Genomic DNA, 25,713 nt, shown 5'->3' with positions numbered 1-25,713 from the left:
CGCTTAAATTACTTCACGATATGAGTGCCTGCCTGTTCATTGATCGCATCTTTCAAGCTTTCCGGATTCGTAATAATAACTCGCGTTCCGCTGTTCTCTAAGAAGCTTAAACTTGCCTCGATTTTAGGCAGCATACTTCCTGCTGGGAAGTGATTTTCTAGCACATATTGTTTAGTCTCATCAACCGTCATTTTGGAAAGCTCTTTCTGATTCGGCTTACCATAGTTGATGCATACTCTAGACACTCCTGTTGTAATAATTAAGGTCTCCGCATGAATTTGTTCTGCTAAAAGACTCGTTGCAAAATCCTTATCGATGACTGCATCAACACCTTTGTACGTGTTATCATCAGACTTCACGACTGCGATACCTCCACCGCCTGCAGCGACAACGACAAAGCCCCCGTCGATTAATGACTTAATCGCATCTTTCTCCACAATATCTATAGGTCTTGGGGATGGAACTACTCTACGGTATCCTCTGCCAGAGTCTTCTACAAAGCTCCATTCCGGATGTTCTTTTTTCATTTCTTCCGCTTGCTCTTTGGAAAAGAAGGATCCTACTGGTTTCGTCGGATTCTTGAAATTAGGGTCTTCTGAGCTTACTTCGACTTGTGTAATCACCGTAGCCACATTCTTGTGGATCCCTCTAACTGCAAATTCGTTAATTAAAGCTTGTTGAATTAAATAACCGATTCCACCTTGTGTATCGGCTCCACAATTCACTAGTGGAACAGGAGACATGCCGGCAATTTCATGTGCAATCTCAGATCTTCTTAGCCCAAATCCTACCTGTGGTCCATTACCGTGTGTAACGACGACATTGTAGCCCTCTTGCACCATATCAACAATATTAACGACAACTTCTTTTACTGCTTCAGATTGGTCATGAATTGAATCCAGGCCATTTTCCTTGACCAATGAGTTCCCGCCAATAGCAACGATTACAGTCTCTTTCATCTGATGCCTCCTATGTTGCAATTCTTATGCGCTAACCGAGTAACTCAAGAGATTGCTTTTTGTGTGAGTGGTATAACGGATTTGTTGGATCATTCTTAATTGCGTTCTCGATAGCCTCAATGGCCTCTTTATGCTTACCAAGCGATCTTAGACTGTTCGCCTTATGGAAGGAGAAGTCATATCTATTCGGCTGAAGCGCTAGCAGCTTATCCATCTCGATAACTGCTTCTTGGTGTCGCCCAAGTTCTCTTAAATAATTGGATTTGTGGTAGCGATAGAACGTTTCATTAGGTGCCAGCTCACAGGCTTTATCATATTCCTGAAGAGCTTCCTCCGGTTTTTTCCACAGTCTCAAACAATTCGCTGTGTAGAAATAAAATTCTAAATTAGCTGAATCAATAGAGATAGCGCTTTCATAGCATCGAAGTGCCTCTTCATATCTCTTTAGTTCTTGCAAGAAATACCCTTTATAATAGATGAAATCCAGGTTGTCAGCATCCACTTCTAGCGCTCTATTGATGATGGATATAGCTTCTTCATATTGATCGTTGTTAGCGAGAGCCTTTGCCTGCTTCACATATTCATTATTTTCTTGGAAGCTCTGTTCTAGAATCTTCACGACTTTATGCTGACCGTTCTCTTCGGCACGTTGTAGGGATGAGAGCCCATCTCGATCAGGCAAATGCACATCTGCCCCTGCATGAACAAGCGCTTCAAGAATGTCAGAATATAGTCGTCCGCCATTCCCCAATATGACTGCTTCAAGTAGGGCTGACCAGCCTAAGTCGTTGACATGATTCACTGGAACCCCAGCATCAATACACACCTCTACTGTTTTTAAATAGCCCTTTTCGCTCGATGGTAACAGCGCTGTACCTCCAAATCGATTCACGCTCTTCAAATCAGCTCCACCAGCAATCATGAGACGCAGGATTTCATAAAAGCCATTTGCTGCTGAGCAAATAAACGGTGAGAGTTGTGTAATATCTCTAGTGTTCACGTCACTTCCTGCTTCTATTAATCTTTTAGCAATCGCGATTTGATTGTTTTGAGTTGCCGCCATTAACGCTGTTCGCCCTGCAGCATCTTTATAATCAACACTGGCACCTTCGCCTAATAGTTTCTCAACAGAAGCCCGTTCTCCCTGTTCACTCGCCTCAATAAGTTTTGTATTCAAGGATAGACTATCCAAAATTGTTCACTCCTTCACAGCCTAGCACGAAGATGTTCGTCTAGTTCGAAATAAGAATGGTGGGCTAAGCAAGTTAGCCCTCTTCTTATTTAATATTTTCACTTAATGCAAGTAATGCTTGTTCAAATGCTTCGATTGGAGGGTTAACGATACCTGCACCAATCATTCCAATCCCCGCATCTTTATGTGCAATGGCTGTATTGATAATCGGCATAATTCCTGTTTGGATGACTTTTTGAATATCAATACCTGTTGGAATCCCTATAAAGTCAAGCATTGGAATCGTTACATTAGGATTTTCAGTGGTTGTGATTTCTGCCATTTTTGTGGTGTAGCTGATTGCATCATCGACGGTACCCCCCACAAGCGAAACAATAGCGGGTGCAGTTGCCATAGCAAATCCGCCAATTCCATAGGTCTCCGTAATCGCACTGTCACCAATATCAAGACCAGAATCCTCAGGTTTGTAACCAGCGAACATAGGACCTATTACTTGTTGTGCAGGACCTGTAAACCACACGTTTCCAGCGATTCCACTCACGCGGATACCGAATTCCACTCCGTTACGAGCCATTGTGGTAACAATGGTACTATTCTCAATACCATGCGCAGCATCAAGGGCACATTTACAAAGCGCCATCCATGTCGGACCCGAGAAATAGTCGCTGCTGCTAACGAATTCAAACACTTCTTTTTTCTGTTCAACCGTGAAATCGGTTTGGATAATATAAGGCGTTAGTGCTTGAATGAGCAGGGTTGTTCCAGCTACATTTCGGTTATGACACTCGTCCCCCATATGAAGGGCTTGTGAGAGCATTAGGCGCAAGTCAATCCCATTTGGATTAAGTTTCATCGCATCTCTTAAAATAGGACCCAATACATCTCGCATCCAAATCAAACGCTGGATAACACTCTCGTCATTGGCACCCATACGAAGGATTTTGGACATTTGTTCACTTAAATTTGTATAGGCAATATTTCCATAAGTTTTATTCTCAACAATATGCATAAACATGGAAGCCGATGTGACACCAGCCATGGAACCAACACAGTTATGTTCATGACATGGCGAGAAAATAATCTCTCCGGACGCGGCTAGTACAGCTGCTGCTTCAATATTGGGGGCAAGTCCTTCAAATACAATAGCCCCTGTTACCGCACCTTTCATCGGACCATTCATTCGTTCCCAAGTGATTGGCGGGCCAGCATGTAAAATCGTATTTTTCGTCATACCAGGAACCACATTGATCGCTTGGTCAAAGCCAATCAGTACCGGTTGCGAGTTAATAATTCGCTCAACAGCCTCTTTGTTAGCAGCTTCAATCTTATCTGTAACACTTGGGTCTTCAAGCTTATCCAGCGCAGCAATTAATTCTGGATTCCCTCTGCCTGGCGGCGTCCACTCCAAGTGAGTTACATTCGCGTTTTGTTTTAACAAATCATCTCTAAAGTTCGCAATGCCTACATTTATGACATTTAGTTTATTCGTAAAAAGTTCATTGATTTTACTCATGACTATTCTCCTTTCACAACGAATTCTCTTGCTAGTAGACCTGCGTTCTGACTGCTGCTAGCATGTGTAGCACCAGAAGCTAACAATTTATTAATTTGACCTTCAATATTTTGACTATCTAGCTCGGTTCCAAGAATGTATCCAATAATCTCTAGATGTCTTCCTTCATCTTCAGCGGCTTGCTTCGCTTCGATAATCGCTGGAAGCATTGCGCCTACAGGATCTTCGTGCGCTCCGAAGCCTAGAACAAAATCCATCACAATAACAGCGACAGAAGGATCTTTTGCTTCTTGAATAAATCTTTCAATCCGAGTGGATGGATCTATCATTGGATGTGGCTTACCTTGTGTAAATTGGTCGTCTCCGAAGTCAATAAAGGTATGATCTTGACTTACTCTAACATCTTTTAAGCGATATTCAGGATCTCTCTGAATGTTACTATAGACATTATCGAATTTCTCCATAGCAATGTGCATCGCTTCATCACAGAGCGTACCGCCACTGAATAGTCCACGGATATATTTTTGCTGAGGATTTAACTTCGCACGCACTTCTTCAATAAGCGGAAGATTTAACGCACGTTTGTTAAGCTTCGATTCGTCTGCTCCAGCTAAAAGTACCGCTTTAAGTGCCGCTTCTTTTGACATTTTTGCAAAATGACCGCCAGCTTGAGTGATCTTTTCTTCATTCCCACCCACAAACCAAACCACGACTGGTTTCTTACATTGTTTAATTTGTGCAAGTACTTTCTCTTCTACACTTGGTGCTGGTGGTTTAGATACGAGAACAATAACCTTTGTTGCATCGTCCTCTTCTAACGCTTTAATTCCGGCCAGCATCATAATGCCGCCAACCTCTTCACTTAGATCTCTACCGCCTGTACCGATCAACTGTGTGATTCCACCGCCAAATTCATGAATACGAACCGTTACCTCTTGGCTACCTGTTCCTGATGCGCCAACGATCCCGATATTGCCTTTTCTCACGGCATTCGCAAAGCACAAAGCGACATTACCAATAATCGCAGTACCACAGTCTGGCCCCATCATTAGCAAGCCTTTTTCTTGGGCTAAAGTCTTTAATTCAATTTCATCTTCAATACTTACATTGTCGCTAAACAGCATGACGTGAAGATTATTTTCAAGAGCTTTTCTTGCTTCTCTAGGAGCGTAGCTCCCATTTACGGCAATAATCGCTAAGTTAGCTTCAGGAGTACCGTTTACAGCTGAGGTAATGGTTGAGTATTTAACCTCACTCTTTCCTTTAGAGGAATCTTTCTTTTTCGTTAACAAATCATTGATGCTTTCGAAAGCACCCTCACATAGTTCTTCAGAGGCAGCCTTCACAATAATCACTAAATCACTTGTTTTGGCACTTTCTACTTCAGGTGTCATCAAGCCCACATTTCTAATGACCTCTTTATTCATTTCAGTACCCATTGCAATAATGGCTTGTTCTACGATTTCGATCTGATTCGCTTTTGTTGAGAGTGACATCAAAGATACGGAATCGATATACGTGTTTGGTTTTACTAAAACTTGAACAGTCATACTTTTACCTCCCATTTACATGTTCATTTCCAGCCCTGCAACAATTCCTAGAGCTATATCAGTACCCGAAGTGGACCCTATAGCCAGTACCCTATCTAAAGCCAATAGCAATTCCTCTTCGCTACCTCTAAATAAAGCTTCCATTAAGTCACTTATAGACTCTCTTACCTGGCCACCTGCTGCTTTAGCTAATGCCATATAGCTGATATCATTGGTTAAAACCTTCGCATGTAAGACGACTTCTTCACAAAACGATTGGTGTGAAAAGTATTGATGATTCTCGATGCCCATGACGGTAAACAATCCCACCAAGAAATCATCACCGGCTGGCGTTAAGCCTGGTCCAAGGCCTATGAGCGAAGTTGCATGTGTGATTGCAGTAGAGATTCGCTTGTTTTGCAATTCCGATACAAGTAACTGCGTCCGTTCATGAAGCATTCTAGACATTTCATCGTCAAAAGGATTGCCGCTCTTGAAAGCCCTTTCAATTCTGCTGTTATTTCCGTGAAGTTTGATATATTGCTTCATGGTGGATACATTCATTATTAAGACATCAGCTTCTGAAGGATATTTAGGCAGTTTACAATTCCATCTCTTAACACCATTCATTGTGATAGACATCTTATTAGCAATTGATAAAACGGAATGATCTGAACTTACAATGTCATTCACCCTGATATCTGCTTCTTCAAAGTGTTCTAAGTCAATAATAAGTGTATTAGGAGCGTTATCGATTCCCTTACACGCAATAGTATACAAATCTCCACGATCCAAACATTGAATATTGATTGTGCGATTAAACGTGCTATGAACAAAACCATGAAACTTATGATGAATGATTCGTTGAATAAAATCGCCATCACCGGATTTCGCAAACCTCACTAGAGTCACCTCTGTTTTAATTCCTTATATTTCAAAAAGGTGATTGACCTCCTTTTCACTTCAACAGATGGATGAATGCATTGAATAATATGATTTGGTTACATCATACAAAGGTAACGACGAGCGTAACTACCTTACGCACTTAATATATAATATACTGGTAGGGATCGTCATCGTTTAAGCGAACCAAAAAGAGTGCATCCTATTTGTGCATGTTATACAAGCGAATGTGTTAAAAGTGTGTCTGAGGAGCGTGCCAAAAATTGCTAACTGTTAAAGACTTAATGAAGATCAAGGCTATAGAGGGAATAAAAATTGTTGCTGGAGAACAAGGCATTGATAAATCCATATCCATCGTTAACATTATTGAGAATCCTGACGCCTTTGACTGGCTTTCACCTAACGAACTACTCTTATCAACAGGCTATATCTTTAAAAATAATGCAGAACTACAAAATCGAATTATTAAGGAACTTGCGGAGCTGAACTGTTCAGGATTGGTTGTAAAAATGAAACGGTACTTTGACAAGCTTCCTCAGAACATGATTGATGAAGCCAATAAGTATGGGTTGCCCCTTTTAGAACTGCCCTTTGAATACACACTCTCTAACATGATCTCGATCATTAATGAGAAGGTTTCCGGAAGATATGATTTGCTCAATAGAAAGACTTTAGATATACATAACTTGTTCTTCAAAATCACCCTCGAAGGCGGTGGTATTGCCAAAATAACTTCCATGTTATCCGAAACGATTAGTAATCCTATTATTGTCGTAGACAAGGATTGGCGATTATTGCATCACACTGAACATGCGAAGAACAACAGTCCTCTTGAGTATTATCTTGATTTTTCAAATCGACAGCCTGTTTTTAATAAAGCGTTCATCGATACTATTCCTACCAATCTAAATGAAATGAAAAAGTCTATTAAGAGGACCTATCATTCAGAAGGTGCAGAAATAAAATGTCGAGTGATTCCTGTCGCTGCTTCTAACTATATTTATGGCTATATTGTGATTTGGCAGACAGTGCAAGAGCTATCAGAATTTGATTACATTATTTTGCAGCAAGCCTCCACCATCATGGCACTCGAGCTGATCAAAGCAAAGGAAATTAGCGAACTTGAAATAAGAATTAAGCAGGACTCCATTGATGATTTACTTTCGGGGAAAATATCATCCCATGAAGCGCTGCAAACCTTATGTTATTTACATGGATTAAATCCGGGCTATATGTATTACAGTATGGTGATAAATATTGAAATGAATGAAGCAGACAAGTTTGAAGATATGATTATCGGAAAGTATAAAATGGAGTCCATTGCAAAAAAATGTGTGGACATCATTTATGACTTGTCACATAAAGCGATTGGAGAAATAAAGTGCTTTTATAGAAATAATAGAGTCATCATTCTAGTAGGGCAAAATGAAGAAAGACCTCCTGTTTCTATTAGTGATGCCAAGTTATATGCAAATGAACTGCTTGAGGTCCTTGTTCAAAGAACGAAGGAAACACTCTTAATAGGCATTGGTCAGCAATACAGCACAATCAGCTCGCTGCATAATAGCTTTTCTGAGGCGAACGAAATGATTAAATTGATGCAACAAAAAAACCTTCAAAACAAGGTCTCACATTTCGAAGATTATTCGGTTTACCATCTGTTGGAAGCAAATATCAAAGTCGTTGCCTTAGAAGAATTTTTTCGGAAGTGTCTAGGTAAAATCTATGATCATGATCAATTACATGGTACAAGCTACATGTTAACTTTAGAAAATTACTTTATTAACAATCTGAATGTCACCGAAACTTCAAAGGCTATGTTTTTACACAGAAACACACTTATCTATCGCATTGAGAAAATAAAGGAAATCCTAAATCTGGACTTAAAGCATTCAGAAGAATTACTACGAATTCAAATAGCGCTAAAGATATTTAGTATTTTAAATAAAACGATTTAAAAAAACTCCCCATACAGCAGCAGGGTTCATTATTACACCTGTCTACTACATGGGGAGTCTTTTTATACATACTTATCTCGGCCAGACAACATTCCAAACGTCATCACGAGTCCAGAAATAACGATCAGTGTGATCAGTGGAATCGTCCACACTTGGGTCATATCGTATAAATAACCGATCAATATAGGTCCTATGGCTGCAAGCATATATCCCGTGGATTGAGCCATTCCAGATAATTCTGCAGCTTGATTTCCGTTTCGGGCACGAATTCCGATATAACTTAGCGCCAATGGGAAATTCCCTCCCAAAGCGATACCAATTAAGATAATACTTAGGATCATCATGGGGTAAGATGAGCCCATCCATAGGCCACCATAACCAACAATGGAGCACATGCCTAATGCGAATGCAATCCATACTTGAGAGCGTAGTCGTCCTGCAAGAATAGGAACAAGAAAACTAACAGGTACGCCAACAATTTGTGTGAAGGATAATAACCAGCCTGCTGTCCCCCTACTTATGCCATAGTTATATAAGATTTCAGGTAACCAAGACATCGTTATATAAAATAATGAAGACTGAAATCCCATGAATAGCGCTATTTTCCAAGCGAGTGGTGAACGCCAGATTTGCTTAGCACTGATCCTTACACTTTTTACTGCATTATCTTTGGCTGGATTTAATCTAATTAGAAGGATCCATACCACGATCGCTATGATTGTCGGAATTCCCCATACGATTAAGGCTCCGTCCCACCCAAGCTTTAGACCATGGGCTAGAGGAATACTAATACCTGATGCTAACGATGCGAACAATCCCATTGAAGTGGAATAGATACTTGTCATTAGACCGAACTTTTGTGGGAATTTCTCCTTCACAACTACCGGCAATAGAACATTTCCGATGGCTATCCCTACTCCAATCAATAGCGTACCAACGAAAATAAAGAGTGTCATTGAAATGGAACGAATGCAAATTCCGACCAAAAGAATAACCAAACCTAACAATAGCGTCTTCTCGTTGGATAAACGAGCAGCGATTCTAGGAACGAGAGACGACATAACAGCGAAGGATATCAAAGGTATACTCATTAATAAACCTGCACTCCAGTGTGCAAGCCCCACATCTTCTTGAATAATGCCCACTAATGGACCTACCGATGTAATCGCAGGGCGTAAATTAAAGGCTACCAGAACAATCCCCGAAATGAGTAAAATGATATATAACGAATTCTTGTTGTCTTGTGTCTGTGGTGAATGCAAAAACTAAATCTCCCCTCAACTAATCAAATGCCAAATGATCTTCAGAATGTAGCATTAGTTATAACATATAAGAAAGTAGTTTAAAAGTATAAAAACAAACAGCGCGCACCGATTGAGTACCGGCACGCGCTGAATTTCTAAGCTAGATAAAGAGAAATATTTAATTGTTTTATTTTCTCAATCCACTCTTCTGATAAACCTCTATCGGTTACAATCGCATCAAAATCATTTAACGAAGCAAAGTAAGTGGATTTAACCATATCAAACTTAGAGGAATCAATCACTAAAATTTTCTCAAGGGCACAATTAATTGCCGCATTCTTTGTGTCCACTTCACAACTGTTCGTGCAAGTAATGCCTAATTTAGCATTAACTCCAGCAGCAGAAATAAATGCTTTTGTTGTTCGTGTTCTACTTATTAAATCCAACCCTTCTCTGCTTTCAAACATTTGAAGTTCTGGACGGTAATGACCACCAATAAGAATAAAATCCTTAAATCCTTTTTTATGAATCTCAATTAATGCGTTCATAGTGCAGCAAACAATTTCTACAGAATGATTTGACGGAATATGTTCGATGATTTGAGCGGTTGTTGTACCAATATCAATAAAAATAATATCGTTAGGCTCGATTAGTGAAGCTGCTAACTTACCTATATTATATTTTTCTGATGCTCGATTATTTTTTTGAGTTGTCAAATCATATTCATCTTGTTTATTCTCATTTGGGTCAGAACCATTATAAATAACCGCACCTGAAACAACTTGAACGATTTTATTTTCTTTTAGATATTTAATATCTCGGCGAACAGTCATTTCTGTGACATCAAGTTGATGTGAAAGTTCTTTGATGGATGCGCCACTTTTATTTTTTAGGATTGATACAATTGTATTTACTCTCTCTTGCTTATCCATACCGGTTCATCCTAACTACTAATAATAAAGTATAATTATCAGAATTATACCATATCTAATACCCCAATACTTCCTGCCCTTTTACAATTTTAACTATGGCACTAGTTCCTAAACGGTCTGCGCCCAAATCGATAAATGCTTTAGCATCATCCAAAGAGCGAATGCCTCCAGCTGCTTTAATCTTCACATTCTGACCTATGTTCTGTGCAAACAGGCTGACATCCTCTTTAGTTGCTCCAGCTTTTGAAAATCCAGTGGATGTTTTGATATAATCAGCACCAGCTTTTGTAACAAGCTCACATACTTTCGCTTTTTCCTCTTGGGTGAGCAAACAGGTTTCAACAATAACCTTTAATACTCTACTTCCACATGCATTTTTAATGGCACGTATTTCGTCGCAAACTTCCTCATAACGTCCACTTTTTAAGAAGCCCACATTGATTACCATATCAATTTCCGATGCTCCATTTGTAATTGCATCTGTTGCTTCAAATACTTTAACGGCTTGTGTACTATAACCATTCGGAAATCCGATAACTGTACATATTGCTATTTTGCCCTCTACATAATTTGCAGCTTCTCTAACATAAGCACTTGGGATGCAAACACTGGCCGTCTGGTATTTCATCGCATCATCACATAAATTCTTTATATCATCCCATGTAGCAGTAACATCAAGGAGGGTATGATCTACTTTTCCTAATATATCTTTAACATCCATTCTGTTCACTTCTCCCTTAATAATTAATTTTAAAACGTTTAAAATGTTAATATTCTAACAATTGTTATTGCACTACATGTAACTAGTTTTTCCATAGCCATTGAAGGTGAAGAACCGAGCTCTGGGTGCGTGCAACTGCAACTAATAAGTGCTCCTAATATGTATCGGTTTAAGTTGCAATTCCTCAGTTTCCGCTACAAATCAGGTTTTCCCCCAATAACTCACAGGAACAACTACTGTTCTGAATCACACTCCTCCTTCTAATAACTCCAGGATATTTCATTTGTTACATCACCAATATATATTGTTATACTAATAACATATGTTTGAATTATAACACAATTATGAATATTGTCAATTATAGTAAAGTTGAAGCCCTTATTCGTGTCATACACCAATACATAGGCAGGAGCATAGACTTTAGGTATCTGTTAATTAGAGGTATCTAAGGAGGTTAATAAGTGGGATATTTTTACTTCAGAAATCCGTACTATGTATGCCCAGGTCGTAGTTTCCCCCCATTCCAACCAATGACTCCAGGTGGCATGCAATCAGGCGGACCCATGCCCATATATTCTGGAAGCGGCACCCAACAACCAGGAATGCAGACGCATTCTAGTGGTGGCCCAGTATTTGCATATCTAACCATCACTGATATTCAACCTTTCCTCGGAAAATGGGGGATTTTCACCTTAAGTAGTGGTCAAAAGGTTGTAGCCTATGTCAATACAGTTAATGCTGATTCAATTAGTGTGCTATTTGCAGATGGCAAAAGTGCTGTCATTGACGTAAAAATGATATCCATGGCTGAAGGGCCGTTTCCCACAATGCCAGCTACTCCTGGTAGTGGATCTGGCGGGGGACCTGGTAGTGGTTCCGGTAGTGGCTCTGGTAGCGGCCCTGGTAACTGCACTTGGAAAGAAATCCCCGGCCTTGGTTGGATTTGCATATAAAAACTCACGATCCGTCTATGGAATTTTTCCTTCCGACGGATTTTTTGTGTTGTTTTACTAGATTACTAGTTGATATACGAAAAGGCCGCCGGATGATTTCCGACGACCTCTATAACTTCTCTTCAGGTTAAGTTATGATGCTGAGCAATAACCCCTTCTTGAGTTTGCTGATCCAACTTATAACATATCAAAGCAATCACACATGCTGATATCGCCAGGATGGAAGCAGCTATAGGAAGGGAGATTAATCCTCCATGCTGGGCAACCACTCCACCAATTGCGGATCCTCCTGCGATTCCCAGGTTAGACGCTACTGGATTCAACGATGCAGCTAGGTCCTTCGATCTTGGTGAATACTGCTTGGCCAAATCTATCAAATAGAGCTGGGCTGGTGCGCTAACAATACTCGACATTACGGCTAGCATCATTAGTACGATCATTCCTAGAATCGAGATCGATGCGGTCAAACTAAAGATGATATAGACCACAGCTTGGATAAGAAATACGAATCTAAGCTTACTTACCGCATTTCCGGTTGCAACCTTGCCTCCAATCCAGTTGCTGACAATCGTGGCAATCCCGTATACAAACAGTACGCCACTAACCGAGCTCTTAGGAATATTCATCACTTGCTCCAGCAATGGTGTAATGTACGTGTACATCACAAACACCGCTCCCACTGCCGTAACTGGAATGAGAAACGCGAGAATAATGCGTCCATTCGTGAGCAGTTCGATCTGATCCTTAAGTGAGCTAGGTACAGGCTTCGGTAGTTTGCGTGGAATATAGGCATAATTTAGCGCGATGGCAATTCCGGCTAATACCCCATTTAGTACAAATGCTGCAGGCCAGTTGAAATACTGCCCTACAAAAGTGCCGATCGGTACACCAAATACATTCGCAACAGCGAAACCGCTCAAAATTGTAGCGATCGCTTTGCCTCTTTTCTCCGGATCCACCGCTTCATTCGCTACCGTAATGGCTACAGAAAGAACAAAACCACATAGTACAGCAGTAACTATTCTAGTCACTAGCAGCATACTGTAGGTTCCAGTTATAGCACTCCACAAATTCAGCAGCAGAATCAATACAAGCGATACAAGAATCGTAATCCGTTTCGGGATACGGCTGAACAAAGACATCATAATGGGTGTGCCAATGGCATAAGCGATCGCGAAACCAGATACCAAGCCCCCGGCTGTCGCTAACGTTACTCCGAGGCTCGAGGATATTTCCGAGAGTAAACCAACGATAATATACTCCGTCGTACCCAGAATAAACGCCATAAAAGTAAACGAGAAAATCAATGCGTTCTGTCGTGATGTTGTCATGGTGCTCTCCATCCTATTTGTCTCTATTTTTATAAGAACATACCTACTCATAATACTCATTTAGACTATATTGAGCAATCCTATTTTTCATAAAAAAAGAAGCTTCACACAAGTTCAAAGAACTCATGAGAAGCTTCTAGTTTTACATCATGGAATTATTTTGCATCAAAGAGCCGTTCTGCATCATGCCCTGTGAATTCGTATTCTCTAACTCATTTTACCTACAACCTTAACTCTTAATCGGGTTGCATTTTCCGGATGATAGGCAAGTGGCGTCTCTTCAACCTCAACCAATTTAATCGTAGTAGGATCGGCTCCTGCCAATACCGCTTGTTTCACCGCTTTTTCCTCAGCATCCCTTAACGACTGTTCTCGCGGCTCTCGCGAATAAATATAAATTTGTTCATACTGTCCGCTAATTTGAGAAATCGATGCACCGATGGCATTGGCAACTCCACCGTTCTCTACTTTAATAATGCTGGCTACTCCGGGAATTCCATCTGGAATAATAACACTGCCCCCGCCTACGAGTACAATCTGTACATCTTCGGAAGAAGTTTTCATCTTATCAATCGCCTTGGCTATGATCGAAGAAATTACGGATAGGACTTGTTTGGAAAATTGTTCATCGATGTGACTTACTAAACTTTTATCTCCCACGTCAGCTAACCCAAGGCGAACCGCAATATCCGTCGTAGTCAAGGTGCTTCCACCAAATACGAGTGCTTCTTCTATGATCTTATAGCCCACGCTATCCGGCCCAACTGTAATCTTGCCATTGTCTACGCGAACAATACTTCCGCCGCCAAGTCCTACAGAGATAATGTCTGGCATTCTAAAGTTCGTGCGAATATCTCCTACTTCCACTGCTACAGAAGACTCTCTTGGAAATCCATCCTGTAAGACACCGATATCCGATGTGGTGCCACCAACATCGAGTACCATCGTATTTTTAATGTTCGCTAAATAAGAAGCTCCCCGGATGCTATTTGTTGGTCCACAGGCAATCGTAAGGATCGGAAATTGCTTAGCATATTCAATCGACATAAGTGTACCGTCATTTTGGCATAAGTACACCTCAGCGCCTTGAATCCCTTCTGCTTCTAACGCATTTTCAAAACCTGTGCTAGTGGTCTCGATGACTTTGCATAAAGCCGCATTCAGTATGGTTGCATTCTCACGTTCAATCAGGCCAACAGACCCGATCAAGGAGGAGCAAGAAACCGGATAATTTGTCCCGTATGCTTCCCAGATTAAGTCTCGAACCTTGAGCTCCTGGTCATTTTTGATGGATGAGAACACACCAATGATCGCAATAGATTCTACTTTATTTCGCCATTCTACTAGAAGCTCTTTAATCTCCTCCTCATCAAGCTCACTGAGCAACTTACCATCATATTCATACCCACCATGAACTAATGCATAGTTTCCTGATAGTTTTTCCACCATGTCTCTAGGCCAAGCCGTATATGGCAGAACAGAAGCGGTAGCAGGGAATCCTAACCGAATCACACCAACTTTGGCTAATTTCTTCCGTTCCACAATGGCATTAGTACACTGCGTTGTCCCAAGCATTGCATGTGTGATTTTCGTTTTATCAATGCTCGCTTCCTTCAATACATTACGCAGTGACGTCTCAATCCCCGTTTTTATATCCAGTGTCGTTGGGGATTTAACGCTATGAATTAATCGGCTTTGCTCGTCCAAAATAATAGCATCGGTATTCGTGCCACCTACATCTATTCCAATTCTAAACATGTTTAGCCACCGCCTTACTCACCAATTCTTCAATAGGAGCATAATCGTAATCATACCCAAAGTATCTCGGTCCTACCGTTTCGATTCCTTTTTCCGTTCTCCATTTAGGATGTGCCGGTAAGCCAATGACGCGTACGCGTTTTCCATATTTCAAGCTCTCTGTTGTAACAGGCAATAAAGTTTCATAATCGACTAAGCATATTAAATCCGGGGTCATGGCTACAACCTGGCCATTTTTCTTGGCAAGCAGATTCTCATTTTGAAAATATACCTTCATCTGCTCCTCTTTATTTCCTTCAATGCCCTCTAGGTTCATTTCCCCAAAATTGAAGCCGCCTTTGGTTTCCCGGATGACATCTGTTATTTTCCCTTGAAACAGCTCGTAACCGGATGTCAGGTTTAGAAGCTCTTCAAGCTTGTCTTTTGCATCTCTGTTGTTTGAAGAAATGATCTCTCCAATCTGCTCAGATAGCGTCACGATGTTATGGACACCGCTGTTCTTGATTTGAGCCCCAGTCGTTGGATACAGACTTACCAAAGCACTAGCTCCCATCTCCACAGTAGCTGTACGGGCTAACCGTTCGGTCCATTTATTATCGATCGTCTCAAAAATACCAATGTTCCCTTTTTCATCCGAAATTGCGAGCGGCGCAGCCGAAATGCCATCCAGGTTAAACGTCACCATCTGCAATTCAGGAAATGCCCTACCCATCCCATCGCAATCAATAAGCGGTAAATTCAGCTGTGCTGCAACGACGATCGGAATCATCGAATTGACTCCGCCTGCTTCCATCGGAAATGTGCCTGTAATTTTTTCTCGGCCCAAATATTTGGCCAGCATCTGAAATACCTTAACAAACTCATCGCCTTTCGGAAATTTCTCCACTAATACAGAAGGCGCACCCATCATGGCGGAAGGAATGAAAAAGTCTTCATCCTCGATTTCATCCACAGAGTAAAGTCTTACAGGTCCGTACTTTTCAATAGCCGAAAGAGCCATGAGTTTACCGATGTAAGGATCTCCTCCTCCACCTGTGCCTAAAAATGCAGCGCCTACGGCAATATGTTCAATCGATTGTTTATCTAAATATCTCATTTATTTCCCTCCAATATGACAGTTTTTGAGGCAGTAAATCGGTAGCAGACAATATATAAGACAAATGAAATGACGATACCGAGTAATGGCTGATTTGATAATTGAGGTAAGTTTGGGAAAAAGGACAGCACAACGGGCATACAAGCAATAATGGATCCGATCAGCCAAGAAAATACCCCTAGACGATTAACGCCCTCTGTTTCCTTCCAACGGTTCTTATCGCCTTTATTCATGATCCAATAGGATGCAATCATAACCCCTGCTACCGGCGGAACCATAGCTGACAAGATCGACATCACTGGCGTGAAGTAATTCAAGATACCGATCACGGCGAGTACAGTCCCGATGAGTCCAGCAATCCCTACTGCCCATTTCTCTTTTTCTTTGGAAATATGCAATACATTGGTAAGCGCAAATCCACCCGAGATTGCGTTGACCATATTCGTTTTCCAAGCAGCCAGAATCAAAACAGTACCCCCAATAAAAGGCGTTGTAATATTTATAAAGACGGCCGCAATATCGCTAGTCTGGTAAGCAATCGATAAAATAGCACCCACACTAATCATCAGTACGCCAGAAGGAACAATTCCGATTAACGCTGCTTTTAATACGTCAGAACGTTTTCTTGAGAACTGAGAGTAGTCGCCTGCAATGACAGCCCCTAAGGCAAATGAGCCTATTGTTACAGCTAAGCCATCCATGAAATTCATATGCTTCTCAGGCTGGTAGCTCCAAATGTTCTGCACGGAATCCATAGTGAACACTTGAACTAAACCATATATGCAAATCACGATTAATAAAGGTACTGCAATATAACTAAGTACTCTCAGCACTTTCATTCCGTACATTGCTGAGATCACCATAACCAAACCGCTAATTAAAGAAGCAAGGGGAACTGGGACTATCACTCCATACTCCGCCAGCAGGTTCGCCAGTGCCGCCCCGCATACATTAGCCTGAATCCCGAACCAACCGAGGCAAGCAATAGCGAGAATAATGGATAAAATCGTTCGCGAGCCTTTTTTGCCAAAGACTTGGGCTGCGACTTGAACGGTTGTTTTCCCAAGATCCGTACTCTGAATCCCCTGAAGTATCATAAGGACAACGATAATGGCGTACCCTAAAAAAGCGATCAATAATGTCATAGGTAAGCTCATACCAGATATCAACGTATTCCCAACCAGGAGGCCAGGTATACTGATCACCGCTCCGGCCCATACCATCCCCAGAGTGAACCAAGACTGAGGTGCTCCGTCCTTTCTCATGTTAGTTCTCCTCCTCGAAAAGTAATTTTTCTTATTATAGAAGGAACCATGAGATTACGTCTTTTTCTAAAATAAAAAAAAATCCGTGATTTTTGTCTTATTCGACAAAAACTACGGATTATACTAGCTATGTGTGAGTCGATAAATCATGCAAGCGATATACACATCGTAAGATTCGGAGTTGACGGTTACATCATAGCCAATTAATTCACTGATCTTTCTAATACGATATTTTACTGTATTTTTATGAACAAACAGCATTTTCCCACAGTTATCAAAATTCCCCTTTGCATCTAACAAGAAGGTTATGAGTGTTTTTATCGACTCTGGATCACCTAGAATGGGGTCAATCACAGACATCCATTCTTCAAGTATTTCTTCTCCCTGTTCACTTAACTCAATAGCTTGTTTCATAGAACGCATCTCGGCTGCTGTGTACAATTTACGATGCTCATACATCAGATGGACTTTCCGTCCCACACTGTTCACCAGCCGATACATGCGTCGTACATCTTGTGTATTTCTCATTCGGGGAGCATAGACCATTTCGGAAATAAGCGGGGCTGAATTCGTCGTGTCAATATACTCCCCTGCAATTTCATACTCATTGTACTTGTAAGAGCAATTTCCCATAAGGGCTATTATACAATGATCGATAGTTTGAATGACCGCCGTTTTATAATATTTGAACAAATGCTCTTCCAGCTCTTCACGAATTTGTTTCTCTTGCGATAAATCGTGAATATATACTAACCACATCATCTGAATGGAAGAGACATCAATGTGGAGAAAATGAGCCAGTCTTCGCATTTTTTCGCTTTCATCATTAATAATTGCTTTTACCAAGGCATATTCGCTAACCTCGTTATGCTTATCCCCCCACAAATTGATCGCTACTTGTACAACCTCGCTGATTTTATCGATGGTCTTCGCAGGTAATTTTGAGTTCTCTTTAATCAAAAATAAATGCAGCGCTTCTCCGTTTTTTTGATGAATACTCTTGTATTCCACATAGCAATTTGAAACAGGCTCTGTTTGTCCTTTCGTCATATTCATCAAATAGGGGGCGAAGGTCTCAATAATATACCCCACGTTTAACGATGAATTACGGGGCCACATTACTTGATTTACGATATCTAACTGGGTGTTCGTCAGGATGACGTTCGCTTTCAGCCGATCAGACAATATTTTCAGCGTAATTTCGACGCTCCGTGAGTGTTCTGGCAAAAGGGATACTTTCTCTAACGCTTCATTTACAAAATTATCATTGATCGTCTGATTGTTCAGAACAATCGCTTCCATCACTTCATAAATCACTTCGTTGTAACGAAGTGAAAAATCATTTTCCGGCATACAAATGATGATGAAATTTTTGGACTCTGCTAATTGCAGTACCTCGTCAGCTACTTCAGGAATGATAATTCCTACATAGTATAAGATCAATCCTACTTCTCCAAGCTCGTGCAAGTACTCAATCGTTTCACACTGTTTCTCTACACTGTCCTTAATGGAGTAAAAAGAGCTGATCACTATCTCTTCCGCATACCACTCTTCTTGAATGGAATGGACAATTCGAGAAGAATAATCCGCATTTGAAACCTCTAGTACGGATAAAGAAGAAATGGTGCGGTGTAGATTATTATTTCCAGTTAGCACCTTTGCTCCTCGAAAGGAAGGAAGATGCAGCATATCTTTTACAGTTATCCCCATATCTTCACCACTTCTACTGTATTGTTATCTCATGTTGCCATTAATAAAGCTTTATACATCTTATTTTAGCACTTCAAGCTATAAGCTATGTATATTGATTTCGCTGTATGTATTCTCCTTTCTTCTGTGCAATAAACGAAAAAAAATGATAATATGTATGTTGGGTAAAAGGTCTTTGCTATAACTTATATGTTTTTATATATCGCAACAAGAGGAGATAATATGAGTAACGAACAAAACTTTTGGCTTGATTTACCGAAGCCGTTTTTTATATTAGCACCAATGGAAGATGTCACAGATGTTGTATTTCGTCACGTCATTAGTGAAGCTGCCAAACCCGACGTGTTTTTCACAGAATTCACTAATACAGAAAGCTATTGTCACCCTGTAGGAAAAGACAGTGTACGTGGTCGATTAACGTTCACAGAAGATGAGCAACCAATTGTCGCTCATATTTGGGGTGATAAACCTGTATTTTTTGAACAGATGAGTATTGATATGAAAAAACTTGGTTTTCGCGGTATCGATTTAAACATGGGATGCCCCGCACAAAACGTCGCGTCCAATGGAAAAGGTGCTGGATTAATACTACATCCTGAGGTTGCAGCAGAAATTATTCAAGCAACAAAAGCCGGTGGATTGCCGGTTAGTGTTAAAACAAGATTGGGTTACTCTGAGATTGATGAGTGGCGGGATTGGTTAACACATATATTGAAGCAAGATATTGCGAATCTTTCCATTCACCTTCGTACAAAAGAAGAAATGAGTAAAGTAGATGCACACTGGGAGTTAATCCCTGAAATAAAAAAATTACGCGATGAAATTGCTCCAAATACGTTATTAACTATAAATGGAGATATCCCGGACCGCGCAACAGGATTAAAGTTAGTTGAGCAATACGGCGTTGATGGTGTCATGATTGGCCGCGGCATCTTCACCAATCCATTTGCTTTTGAAAAAGAACCTAAAGAACATAGTCCAAAGGATTTTCTCAATTTACTTCTATTACAGTTGGATCTTCACGATAAATATTCAAATGAACTCGAGCCACGTTCATTTAAACCACTTCTTCGCTTTTTCAAAATCTATGTTCGTGGATTTAGAGGCGCAAGCGAATTAAGAAACCAATTAATGGATACAAGATCAACAGATGAAGTACGTCGTTTAGTAAAAACTGTTTTAGAACAAGAATTAGAATGAGGCATATTCACCTGTGAATTGCCCCGTCAATTAGACAGTATAAAACTATCTAATGCTTAACAGAATGAAAGGCCTCTCGTATTCCTACGAGAGGCCTTTCATTTTTACCCTATACGGTCAGACGTAGTCCTCAATTCTAGTAAAATCAACTTATCCCCATATGGCAATGGAGATGATCCCACAGGTAATCACAGCCGACATGATAATTCTTCGCACTCCTTGCTTCTCTTTTAGTACAAGTATGCCAAGAATCGTACCTACAACCGTTCCAATTTCTCGTATTGGCGCAATTGAAGCTAGTGGAGCAAGCTTCATTGCCATCAGAAACATAAAATAAGAAGCTGGCGAGCAAATACAACCAATCAAGATCATTTTCCAGTTTTGTTGCCATTCCCTTATAATTTGTGCACGACCGGCTCTTATGACCATGAAGAAAGCGACGATTACATAATTAATATTGGATAATTCAAGCGTTGATAGTGGAGATAATTGCTGGACAATTAGTTTGTCCATTAATGTATAGCCCGCAACACACATCCCTACTACAATTGCATAAAGAATGGATATAGAATGAGTCGTTTTCCCTTGATCTGCATGACGATTAACGATTCCACTAATAATAAAGAGCCCTACTATGATACAACAAAAGCCTATCCAGCCTACTAGAGTTAAGGAATCCCCGAATAACACAACACTTAACAAGGTCACTAGCATGACACCAGTACCTCGCATGATTGGATAGGTCTGCGATAAATCACCATAGGAATACGATTTAGAGAGGAAAATGAAGTACGACCCTTGAAATAAAGCAGATATCGCCATATAGCCAAGTGTCTCCGCATGAAGCTCAACTTGAAGCAGCTCAATAATAAAATAAGGTAATAGAGCAAGTGTACCAACAATATGAATCGACCAGAGAAATACGTATTTATTCAGACTTCTCTTTGTAAATAGGTTCCATACCGCATGGGTAATACCTGAAAATAAAACTAAAAAGAATGCCATTGAAATCATAGAAATATCCTCATTTCACTTATGCGCTAACTCATATGTCCAGTTGCATCCCATCAAATGCTACTGTAATCCCATTCGGCTCAAAAATATGAACCAAATCTTCATGCAACAGATGAGCATTATGAGAGAAATGAGTGACTACGATTCGCCCTTCTGCTTTCATAACAAAATTCTTGATTAACCATTCCCGTGTTTTTAGAGTATCTTCAACATTCATGTGAACTTCACAATTTGGGGCATTCCCAGTCGTACATTCTAGAATAGCAAGATCCAGTTTTTTTCCTTTCAACCAGTCCCAAGTCTGTTTGGGAAACCAACCGCTGTCGTGACCATAGAAAATGGCTTTTTCATCCTTTTCTATGTAATACAATAAACAAGTTTCTTTAGAATCATGATTGGCAAGCAATGGCGTAATCGTAGCTGTTTGTGTTTGTACGGTTTCAAAGGGCTTCAAGTTGTGAAGTTGGAAGCGATGCCTTTCCGTGGCAAGCAATTGACTACAGTGCTTAATAGGCAAATCATGACCGTATAGATGAAGTTCTTCCTCTTCATTAAATTGAGCATAACCAAGCGCACGAATCAATAAATCTTCAGGATACAAATGATCGGAATGTGAATGTGTAAACAATAAATCGCGGACCTTATCCATATCTACAGAATCACGAATGGAATGAAGTAAGGTGTCCGCCGGAAAATCAATCTTAAGTATTTCATCAATCAAGACCGAAGTGCGTGTACGAATATTTTTTCCACCACGTACTTTGGCATGCTTGCAAGTCTCGCAATGACAGAATAACGAGGGAATCCCTTCAAATGCAGCCGTTCCATGAAAAAGAACCTTCATAAATATACCACCCTTGTAGTAGAGAACAACAGGAGGTTAATCCTGTTGTTCTCTACGAGTAACACCCTAAACTGGCTCACTCACTTAATATTTGCATCATCCAAATACTGCAACCATTGCTTCGTGTATTCCGCTTGAATTTTATCGAGACCAGCTTTTTTCGCCTTTTCCATAAATAACTTCAAGCCGGCTTCAACATCCTTAACCATACCATCATTCAAAGGATATAAGTATTGCTTTTCAACTTGTAAAAGGGCCGCCTTCTCTGCTTGATAAGACGTCCAATCCTCTCCGAAACCTTGGAAAATATTCGGTTTTGCTATCTTATCCATTTCATCGAACATGTCTAGCACAGCTTGATAGCTCTTATCAAACAACATGAACTCCGGATTTCTCCATGCCCATCCATTCATACCTTCTCTTGTGAATCCATTTGATTGGGCATCACCAAGCATTTTATAATATTTTCCATCTTCAATTTCAAAATGCTTGCCTTCAATACCGTATTGCGTCAGCCAATTGTAGCGTTTATCCGTGACCAATTTCTCATAGAAAGCAAGAGCTCTCTCTGGGTTTTTGCTGCTGCGTGGAACTGCAAAGCCATTATGAATCGGGTGAACGGGTGAAGAGAATCCTTTCATGTTCGGATACGGGGAATAGCCTAGCTCCCAATCCGGATGCAGTGATTTCACTTTGACAACAGCATCACCAAAGCGGTTAGGATTCTCACTTCCCAAAATTGCTGCGGCTTTACCGGCAGCAAATATATCACTACCACTATCTTTAATGTTCAGCATATTCTTCATAAAGTACCCTTTTTCTTGCCAACTCCTGAACATTTTCAAATCTTCCAAATGCTGTGGAGAGCCCCAATAGCTGGTTACGTCTCTTGGAGTGTCATACATGATGCTAAGTCCATATGGAACTTTATCGTTGGTATTCACAGTTTTAGTAGTCATTTGACGGATGGAATCTACATGACTAACCTCAGTATCCGCCAGAGGTAGCATATCCGGTTCATTTTTGCGTATGCCATCCAAATACTGCTCTAGCGTTTCGAGTGATTCCGGCTTTGGCAAATTATACTTTTTACGCAAATCTTCCCGATAGGCAATACCATCATTTACATACTCCTTCCAGATAGCTGGAACGGTGTAAATTTTCTTGTCAACCTTGACTGCTTCCCAGAAATCCTGTGGTACATATGCTTGTAGCTTAGGTGCAGCCTTCGGTAGGAGATCATCTAGCGGAAGGAAAGCCCCTTTCACCGCATATGACTGGTAATTTGTCCATTCTGCCGTAAAGATCAGGTCAATCGGCTGTCCTGAGGACAACAGAAGCTTATACTTCGACTCCCAGTCTGTCCAGGTTGTGAAGTTGAATTTGACGGTTGCATTCAAATCTTCTAATGCCATTTTGTTAACTTCATCCTGAATGAGATTTAAATCCTTTGGGGCATCGCCCAGCATATAGAACTGAAGCTCTACTTTCTTGGATGTGTCGATTCCAGTCGCTTCTGATGCTTCTGGTGCTGGAGTACTGGTATTCGAATTCGAATTCGTTGTTGATTCTGACGATGCCTCCTTAGTATTCGTGCTATTACTACTGCAGCCAGCAAACAAACTTGCAGTTAAGAATAAAGAAGTGCCGATCGTTAACAATTTCTTTTTTCCTTTTCTCATACTAACCCTCCCCTTAATTAAATGATCTATGTCAGCCGATCGCATACGAGTTCCCTTCGTTTGCTTTCGGTACTAACCCTTCACTGCACCAATCGTTAATCCCTTCACAAAATATCGCTGCACAAACGGATATAAGAAAATAATGGGTCCAGTAACGACGATCGCCATTGCCATCTTGGTCGACTCTGTCGGAATGTCACGCCCTAGGGTTACACCGGTTCCAGTGGCCATTTGAGAAACGAACATCATGGTATTGATCGTGTTATACAAGTAGTATTGAAGCTGATACATGCTAACGTCATTAATGAACAAAGAAGACATGAACCAGTCGTTCCAGTACGTCAGAGCAAGGAACAGACCGACAGTCGCTATGCCAGGCATAGCAAGCTTCAGCACGATACTGTAGTAGATCCTAAAGTCGTTCGCGCCATCGATTTTGGCCGATTCGAATAATTCTTCCGGAATCGCAGATTTGATAAAGTTTTTCATTAAAATAATGAGAAAAGGTGTCATAAGACCAGGTAATATCAGTACGGCATAGGTGTCTGCCAGCCCAAAGTATGTAGTCAGCATGATGTACCATGGCACAAGCCCCCCTCCAAACAGCGTTGTGAAATAAATGAAGAAGGACAAATGATTGCGATACTTGAAATCTTTCCTCTGCAGAACGTAACCCGCCATCGTAATAAGAAACAATCCCACCAACGTTCCAATCACAGTTACAAAAATCGTTACACCATAAGCCTTGATTAGCTGAGTTGGAAAGATAAATACCATTTCATAACCTTCCAGCGAGAACACTTTAGGAATCAAGTGAAAACCGTCGCGAATAATGGATTCATTGGCTGTCAATGAGCCTGAAATGATCAGAAGGAAAGGAAAGAGACAGAGCAAAGAAAAAATCATAATAATCAGGTAAGCCATCATGCGGAAAACTCTAGAACTTAGAATGTTGTCATCCAATGTAATCCCTCCTCCCTACTTTAGAACAATGCGTAGTCATCATTAATTTTCTTGATGATATAATTCACTGTCATAATCATTACAAATCCGAAGATAGACTGATACAAACCAGCAGCAGTTGCCATACCAATATCAAAATTAACTTTCAAAGATCGATAAACGTAAGTATCTACAATATCCGTAACGTTGAAGAGCACTCCGTTGTTCCCGACAAGCTGATAGAACAGATCAAATTGACCTTTCATAATGCTTCCGAGTGCAAATAAGAGCAGAATGATAAATGTTGACTTCAGCATAGGTATGGTAATATACCAGATTCGCTGAAAAATATTTGCACCATCAATTTTGGCAGCTTCGTAATACTCATCGCTAATTCCCATGATGGATGCAAGATAAATGACCATGGAATAACCCAGGTTCTTCCATAAATAAAATGCTGTAATCAGAAATGGCCAGAGCCATGGTGTATTGTATATGTCTACTGGATCCAATCCGAACGATTTGAGTAACTGATTAACAAAACCAGAATCAGCATTAAACATGTTAAACGCTAAAACACTAATCAGAACAAACGAAACGAAGTAGGGTAGAAACATAATGGATTGTGATAACTTTTTAAATAGCTTCCCTCGGACTTCACTTAATAGGATTGCTGCCCCTATAGATACCGCGTTACCTAATATGATAAAAACCACGTTGTATCCAAGCGTATTGATTGTCAACTTCAACAGAATTCCAGATTGCGTTAAAAATTTAAAATTGTCTAATCCTACAAACGGACTTCCAAATAAACCACCTGCAAAATCATAACTTGTGAATGCATAATAGATGCCGACCATTGGAGCATAAGAATTTATTAAGAAAAAAAGCAGTGTCGGTGCTATCATCAAAAACATGATTTTATTCTTATTTAATTCATAAAAAAAACCTTTCTTCTTAAACATGA

At 40.4% G+C, this 25,713-nt stretch carries 21 protein-coding genes; 3 read left to right on the top strand and 18 right to left on the bottom strand.

Annotation, left to right across the window (positions count from 1 at the left end; translation table 11 throughout):
- Positions 1 to 8: 8 nt before the first annotated feature.
- The 5 genes from arcC to MKY19_RS05170 all read right to left on the bottom strand — a co-directional run bounded on the left by arcC (position 9) and on the right by MKY19_RS05170 (position 6,096).
- The gene (arcC, locus tag MKY19_RS05190; RefSeq protein ID WP_149646526.1) at positions 9 to 959 is read right to left on the bottom strand and encodes a carbamate kinase; all 951 of its coding nucleotides are present in this window, start codon (positions 957 to 959) and stop codon (positions 9 to 11) included.
- A 31-nt stretch (positions 960 to 990) separates the two neighbouring features.
- Positions 991 to 2,136, bottom strand: a complete 1,146-nt coding sequence (locus MKY19_RS05185; RefSeq protein WP_339800936.1) for an ankyrin repeat domain-containing protein — start codon at positions 2,134 to 2,136, stop codon at positions 991 to 993.
- Positions 2,137 to 2,236: 100 nt separating this feature from the next.
- Positions 2,237 to 3,664, bottom strand: a complete 1,428-nt coding sequence (locus MKY19_RS05180) for a DUF1116 domain-containing protein (RefSeq protein WP_339800933.1) — start codon at positions 3,662 to 3,664, stop codon at positions 2,237 to 2,239.
- A gap of 2 nt (positions 3,665 to 3,666) precedes the next feature.
- Positions 3,667 to 5,214, bottom strand: a complete 1,548-nt coding sequence (gene fdrA, locus MKY19_RS05175) for an acyl-CoA synthetase FdrA (protein ID WP_339269117.1) — start codon at positions 5,212 to 5,214, stop codon at positions 3,667 to 3,669.
- A 15-nt stretch (positions 5,215 to 5,229) separates the two neighbouring features.
- On the bottom strand, positions 5,230 to 6,096 hold the full coding sequence (locus MKY19_RS05170) for a DUF2877 domain-containing protein (protein ID WP_339800929.1): 867 nt from the start codon (positions 6,094 to 6,096) through the stop codon (positions 5,230 to 5,232).
- Between the two features lie 284 nt (positions 6,097 to 6,380).
- Here MKY19_RS05170 and MKY19_RS05165 point away from each other — a divergent pair, with 284 nt between their 5' ends.
- Positions 6,381 to 8,054, top strand: a complete 1,674-nt coding sequence (locus MKY19_RS05165) for a PucR family transcriptional regulator ligand-binding domain-containing protein (protein ID WP_339800926.1) — start codon at positions 6,381 to 6,383, stop codon at positions 8,052 to 8,054.
- Positions 8,055 to 8,116: 62 nt separating this feature from the next.
- On the opposite strand, the gene MKY19_RS05160 is transcribed toward MKY19_RS05165, so the two are convergent.
- From MKY19_RS05160 to deoC, 3 genes are all read right to left on the bottom strand, one after another.
- The gene (locus MKY19_RS05160; protein ID WP_339800923.1) at positions 8,117 to 9,316 is read right to left on the bottom strand and encodes an MFS transporter; all 1,200 of its coding nucleotides are present in this window, start codon (positions 9,314 to 9,316) and stop codon (positions 8,117 to 8,119) included.
- Between the two features lie 137 nt (positions 9,317 to 9,453).
- Positions 9,454 to 10,230 carry a DeoR/GlpR family DNA-binding transcription regulator gene (locus tag MKY19_RS05155; RefSeq protein ID WP_042185310.1) on the bottom strand — a complete coding sequence of 259 codons (777 nt, stop codon included), beginning with the start codon at positions 10,228 to 10,230 and terminating at the stop codon, positions 9,454 to 9,456.
- Positions 10,231 to 10,285: 55 nt separating this feature from the next.
- On the bottom strand, positions 10,286 to 10,951 hold the full coding sequence (gene deoC / locus MKY19_RS05150; protein WP_339800919.1) for a deoxyribose-phosphate aldolase: 666 nt from the start codon (positions 10,949 to 10,951) through the stop codon (positions 10,286 to 10,288).
- 461 nt (positions 10,952 to 11,412) lie between these two features.
- On the opposite strand from deoC, the gene MKY19_RS05145 reads away from it, so the two are divergent.
- Positions 11,413 to 11,904: a hypothetical protein gene (locus MKY19_RS05145; protein WP_339800916.1), complete on the top strand. Its 492-nt coding sequence runs from the start codon at positions 11,413 to 11,415 to the stop codon at positions 11,902 to 11,904.
- 122 nt (positions 11,905 to 12,026) lie between these two features.
- Here the strand turns inward: MKY19_RS05145 and MKY19_RS05140 are convergent, their stop codons facing one another.
- The 5 genes from MKY19_RS05140 to MKY19_RS05120 all read right to left on the bottom strand — a co-directional run bounded on the left by MKY19_RS05140 (position 12,027) and on the right by MKY19_RS05120 (position 19,064).
- Complete coding sequence (locus MKY19_RS05140) at positions 12,027 to 13,235, bottom strand: MFS transporter (protein WP_042185304.1); 1,209 nt, start codon at positions 13,233 to 13,235, stop codon at positions 12,027 to 12,029.
- Positions 13,236 to 13,442: 207 nt separating this feature from the next.
- The gene (locus MKY19_RS05135) at positions 13,443 to 14,993 is read right to left on the bottom strand and encodes a hydantoinase/oxoprolinase family protein (RefSeq protein WP_339800912.1); all 1,551 of its coding nucleotides are present in this window, start codon (positions 14,991 to 14,993) and stop codon (positions 13,443 to 13,445) included.
- Entirely contained in the window at positions 14,986 to 16,089 is a 1,104-nt protein-coding gene (locus tag MKY19_RS05130; RefSeq protein ID WP_339800909.1) for a DUF917 domain-containing protein, read from the bottom strand. The genes MKY19_RS05135 and MKY19_RS05130 overlap by 8 nt, the downstream gene beginning before the upstream one ends.
- Positions 16,086 to 17,354 carry a cytosine permease gene (locus tag MKY19_RS05125; RefSeq protein WP_339800906.1) on the bottom strand — a complete coding sequence of 423 codons (1,269 nt, stop codon included), beginning with the start codon at positions 17,352 to 17,354 and terminating at the stop codon, positions 16,086 to 16,088. The genes MKY19_RS05130 and MKY19_RS05125 overlap by 4 nt, the downstream gene beginning before the upstream one ends.
- A 123-nt stretch (positions 17,355 to 17,477) precedes the next feature.
- The gene (locus MKY19_RS05120) at positions 17,478 to 19,064 is read right to left on the bottom strand and encodes a PucR family transcriptional regulator ligand-binding domain-containing protein (protein ID WP_339800903.1); all 1,587 of its coding nucleotides are present in this window, start codon (positions 19,062 to 19,064) and stop codon (positions 17,478 to 17,480) included.
- Between the two features lie 222 nt (positions 19,065 to 19,286).
- On the opposite strand from MKY19_RS05120, the gene MKY19_RS05115 reads away from it, so the two are divergent.
- Positions 19,287 to 20,264 carry a tRNA-dihydrouridine synthase gene (locus MKY19_RS05115; RefSeq protein ID WP_042185302.1) on the top strand — a complete coding sequence of 326 codons (978 nt, stop codon included), beginning with the start codon at positions 19,287 to 19,289 and terminating at the stop codon, positions 20,262 to 20,264.
- A 150-nt stretch (positions 20,265 to 20,414) separates the two neighbouring features.
- On the opposite strand, the gene MKY19_RS05110 is transcribed toward MKY19_RS05115, so the two are convergent.
- From MKY19_RS05110 to MKY19_RS05090, 5 genes are all read right to left on the bottom strand, one after another.
- Positions 20,415 to 21,278: an SMR family transporter gene (locus tag MKY19_RS05110; RefSeq protein WP_339800900.1), complete on the bottom strand. Its 864-nt coding sequence runs from the start codon at positions 21,276 to 21,278 to the stop codon at positions 20,415 to 20,417.
- Between the two features lie 31 nt (positions 21,279 to 21,309).
- Entirely contained in the window at positions 21,310 to 22,122 is an 813-nt protein-coding gene (locus MKY19_RS05105) for an MBL fold metallo-hydrolase (protein ID WP_339800897.1), read from the bottom strand.
- An 80-nt stretch (positions 22,123 to 22,202) separates the two neighbouring features.
- A complete protein-coding gene (locus MKY19_RS05100; protein ID WP_339800893.1) occupies positions 22,203 to 23,804 on the bottom strand; it encodes an extracellular solute-binding protein in 1,602 nt (533 codons plus the stop codon).
- A gap of 72 nt (positions 23,805 to 23,876) precedes the next feature.
- On the bottom strand, positions 23,877 to 24,773 hold the full coding sequence (locus MKY19_RS05095) for a carbohydrate ABC transporter permease (RefSeq protein ID WP_042185294.1): 897 nt from the start codon (positions 24,771 to 24,773) through the stop codon (positions 23,877 to 23,879).
- A gap of 14 nt (positions 24,774 to 24,787) precedes the next feature.
- A complete protein-coding gene (locus MKY19_RS05090; protein WP_081951042.1) occupies positions 24,788 to 25,711 on the bottom strand; it encodes an ABC transporter permease subunit in 924 nt (307 codons plus the stop codon).
- Between the last annotated feature and the right edge of the window lie 2 nt (positions 25,712 to 25,713).

This window comes from Paenibacillus sp. FSL R5-0744, from assembly GCF_037972555.1.
Taxonomy (GTDB): Bacteria; Bacillota; Bacilli; order Paenibacillales; family Paenibacillaceae; genus Paenibacillus_AQ.
This window is presented reverse-complemented; position numbering and strand designations above follow the sequence as displayed.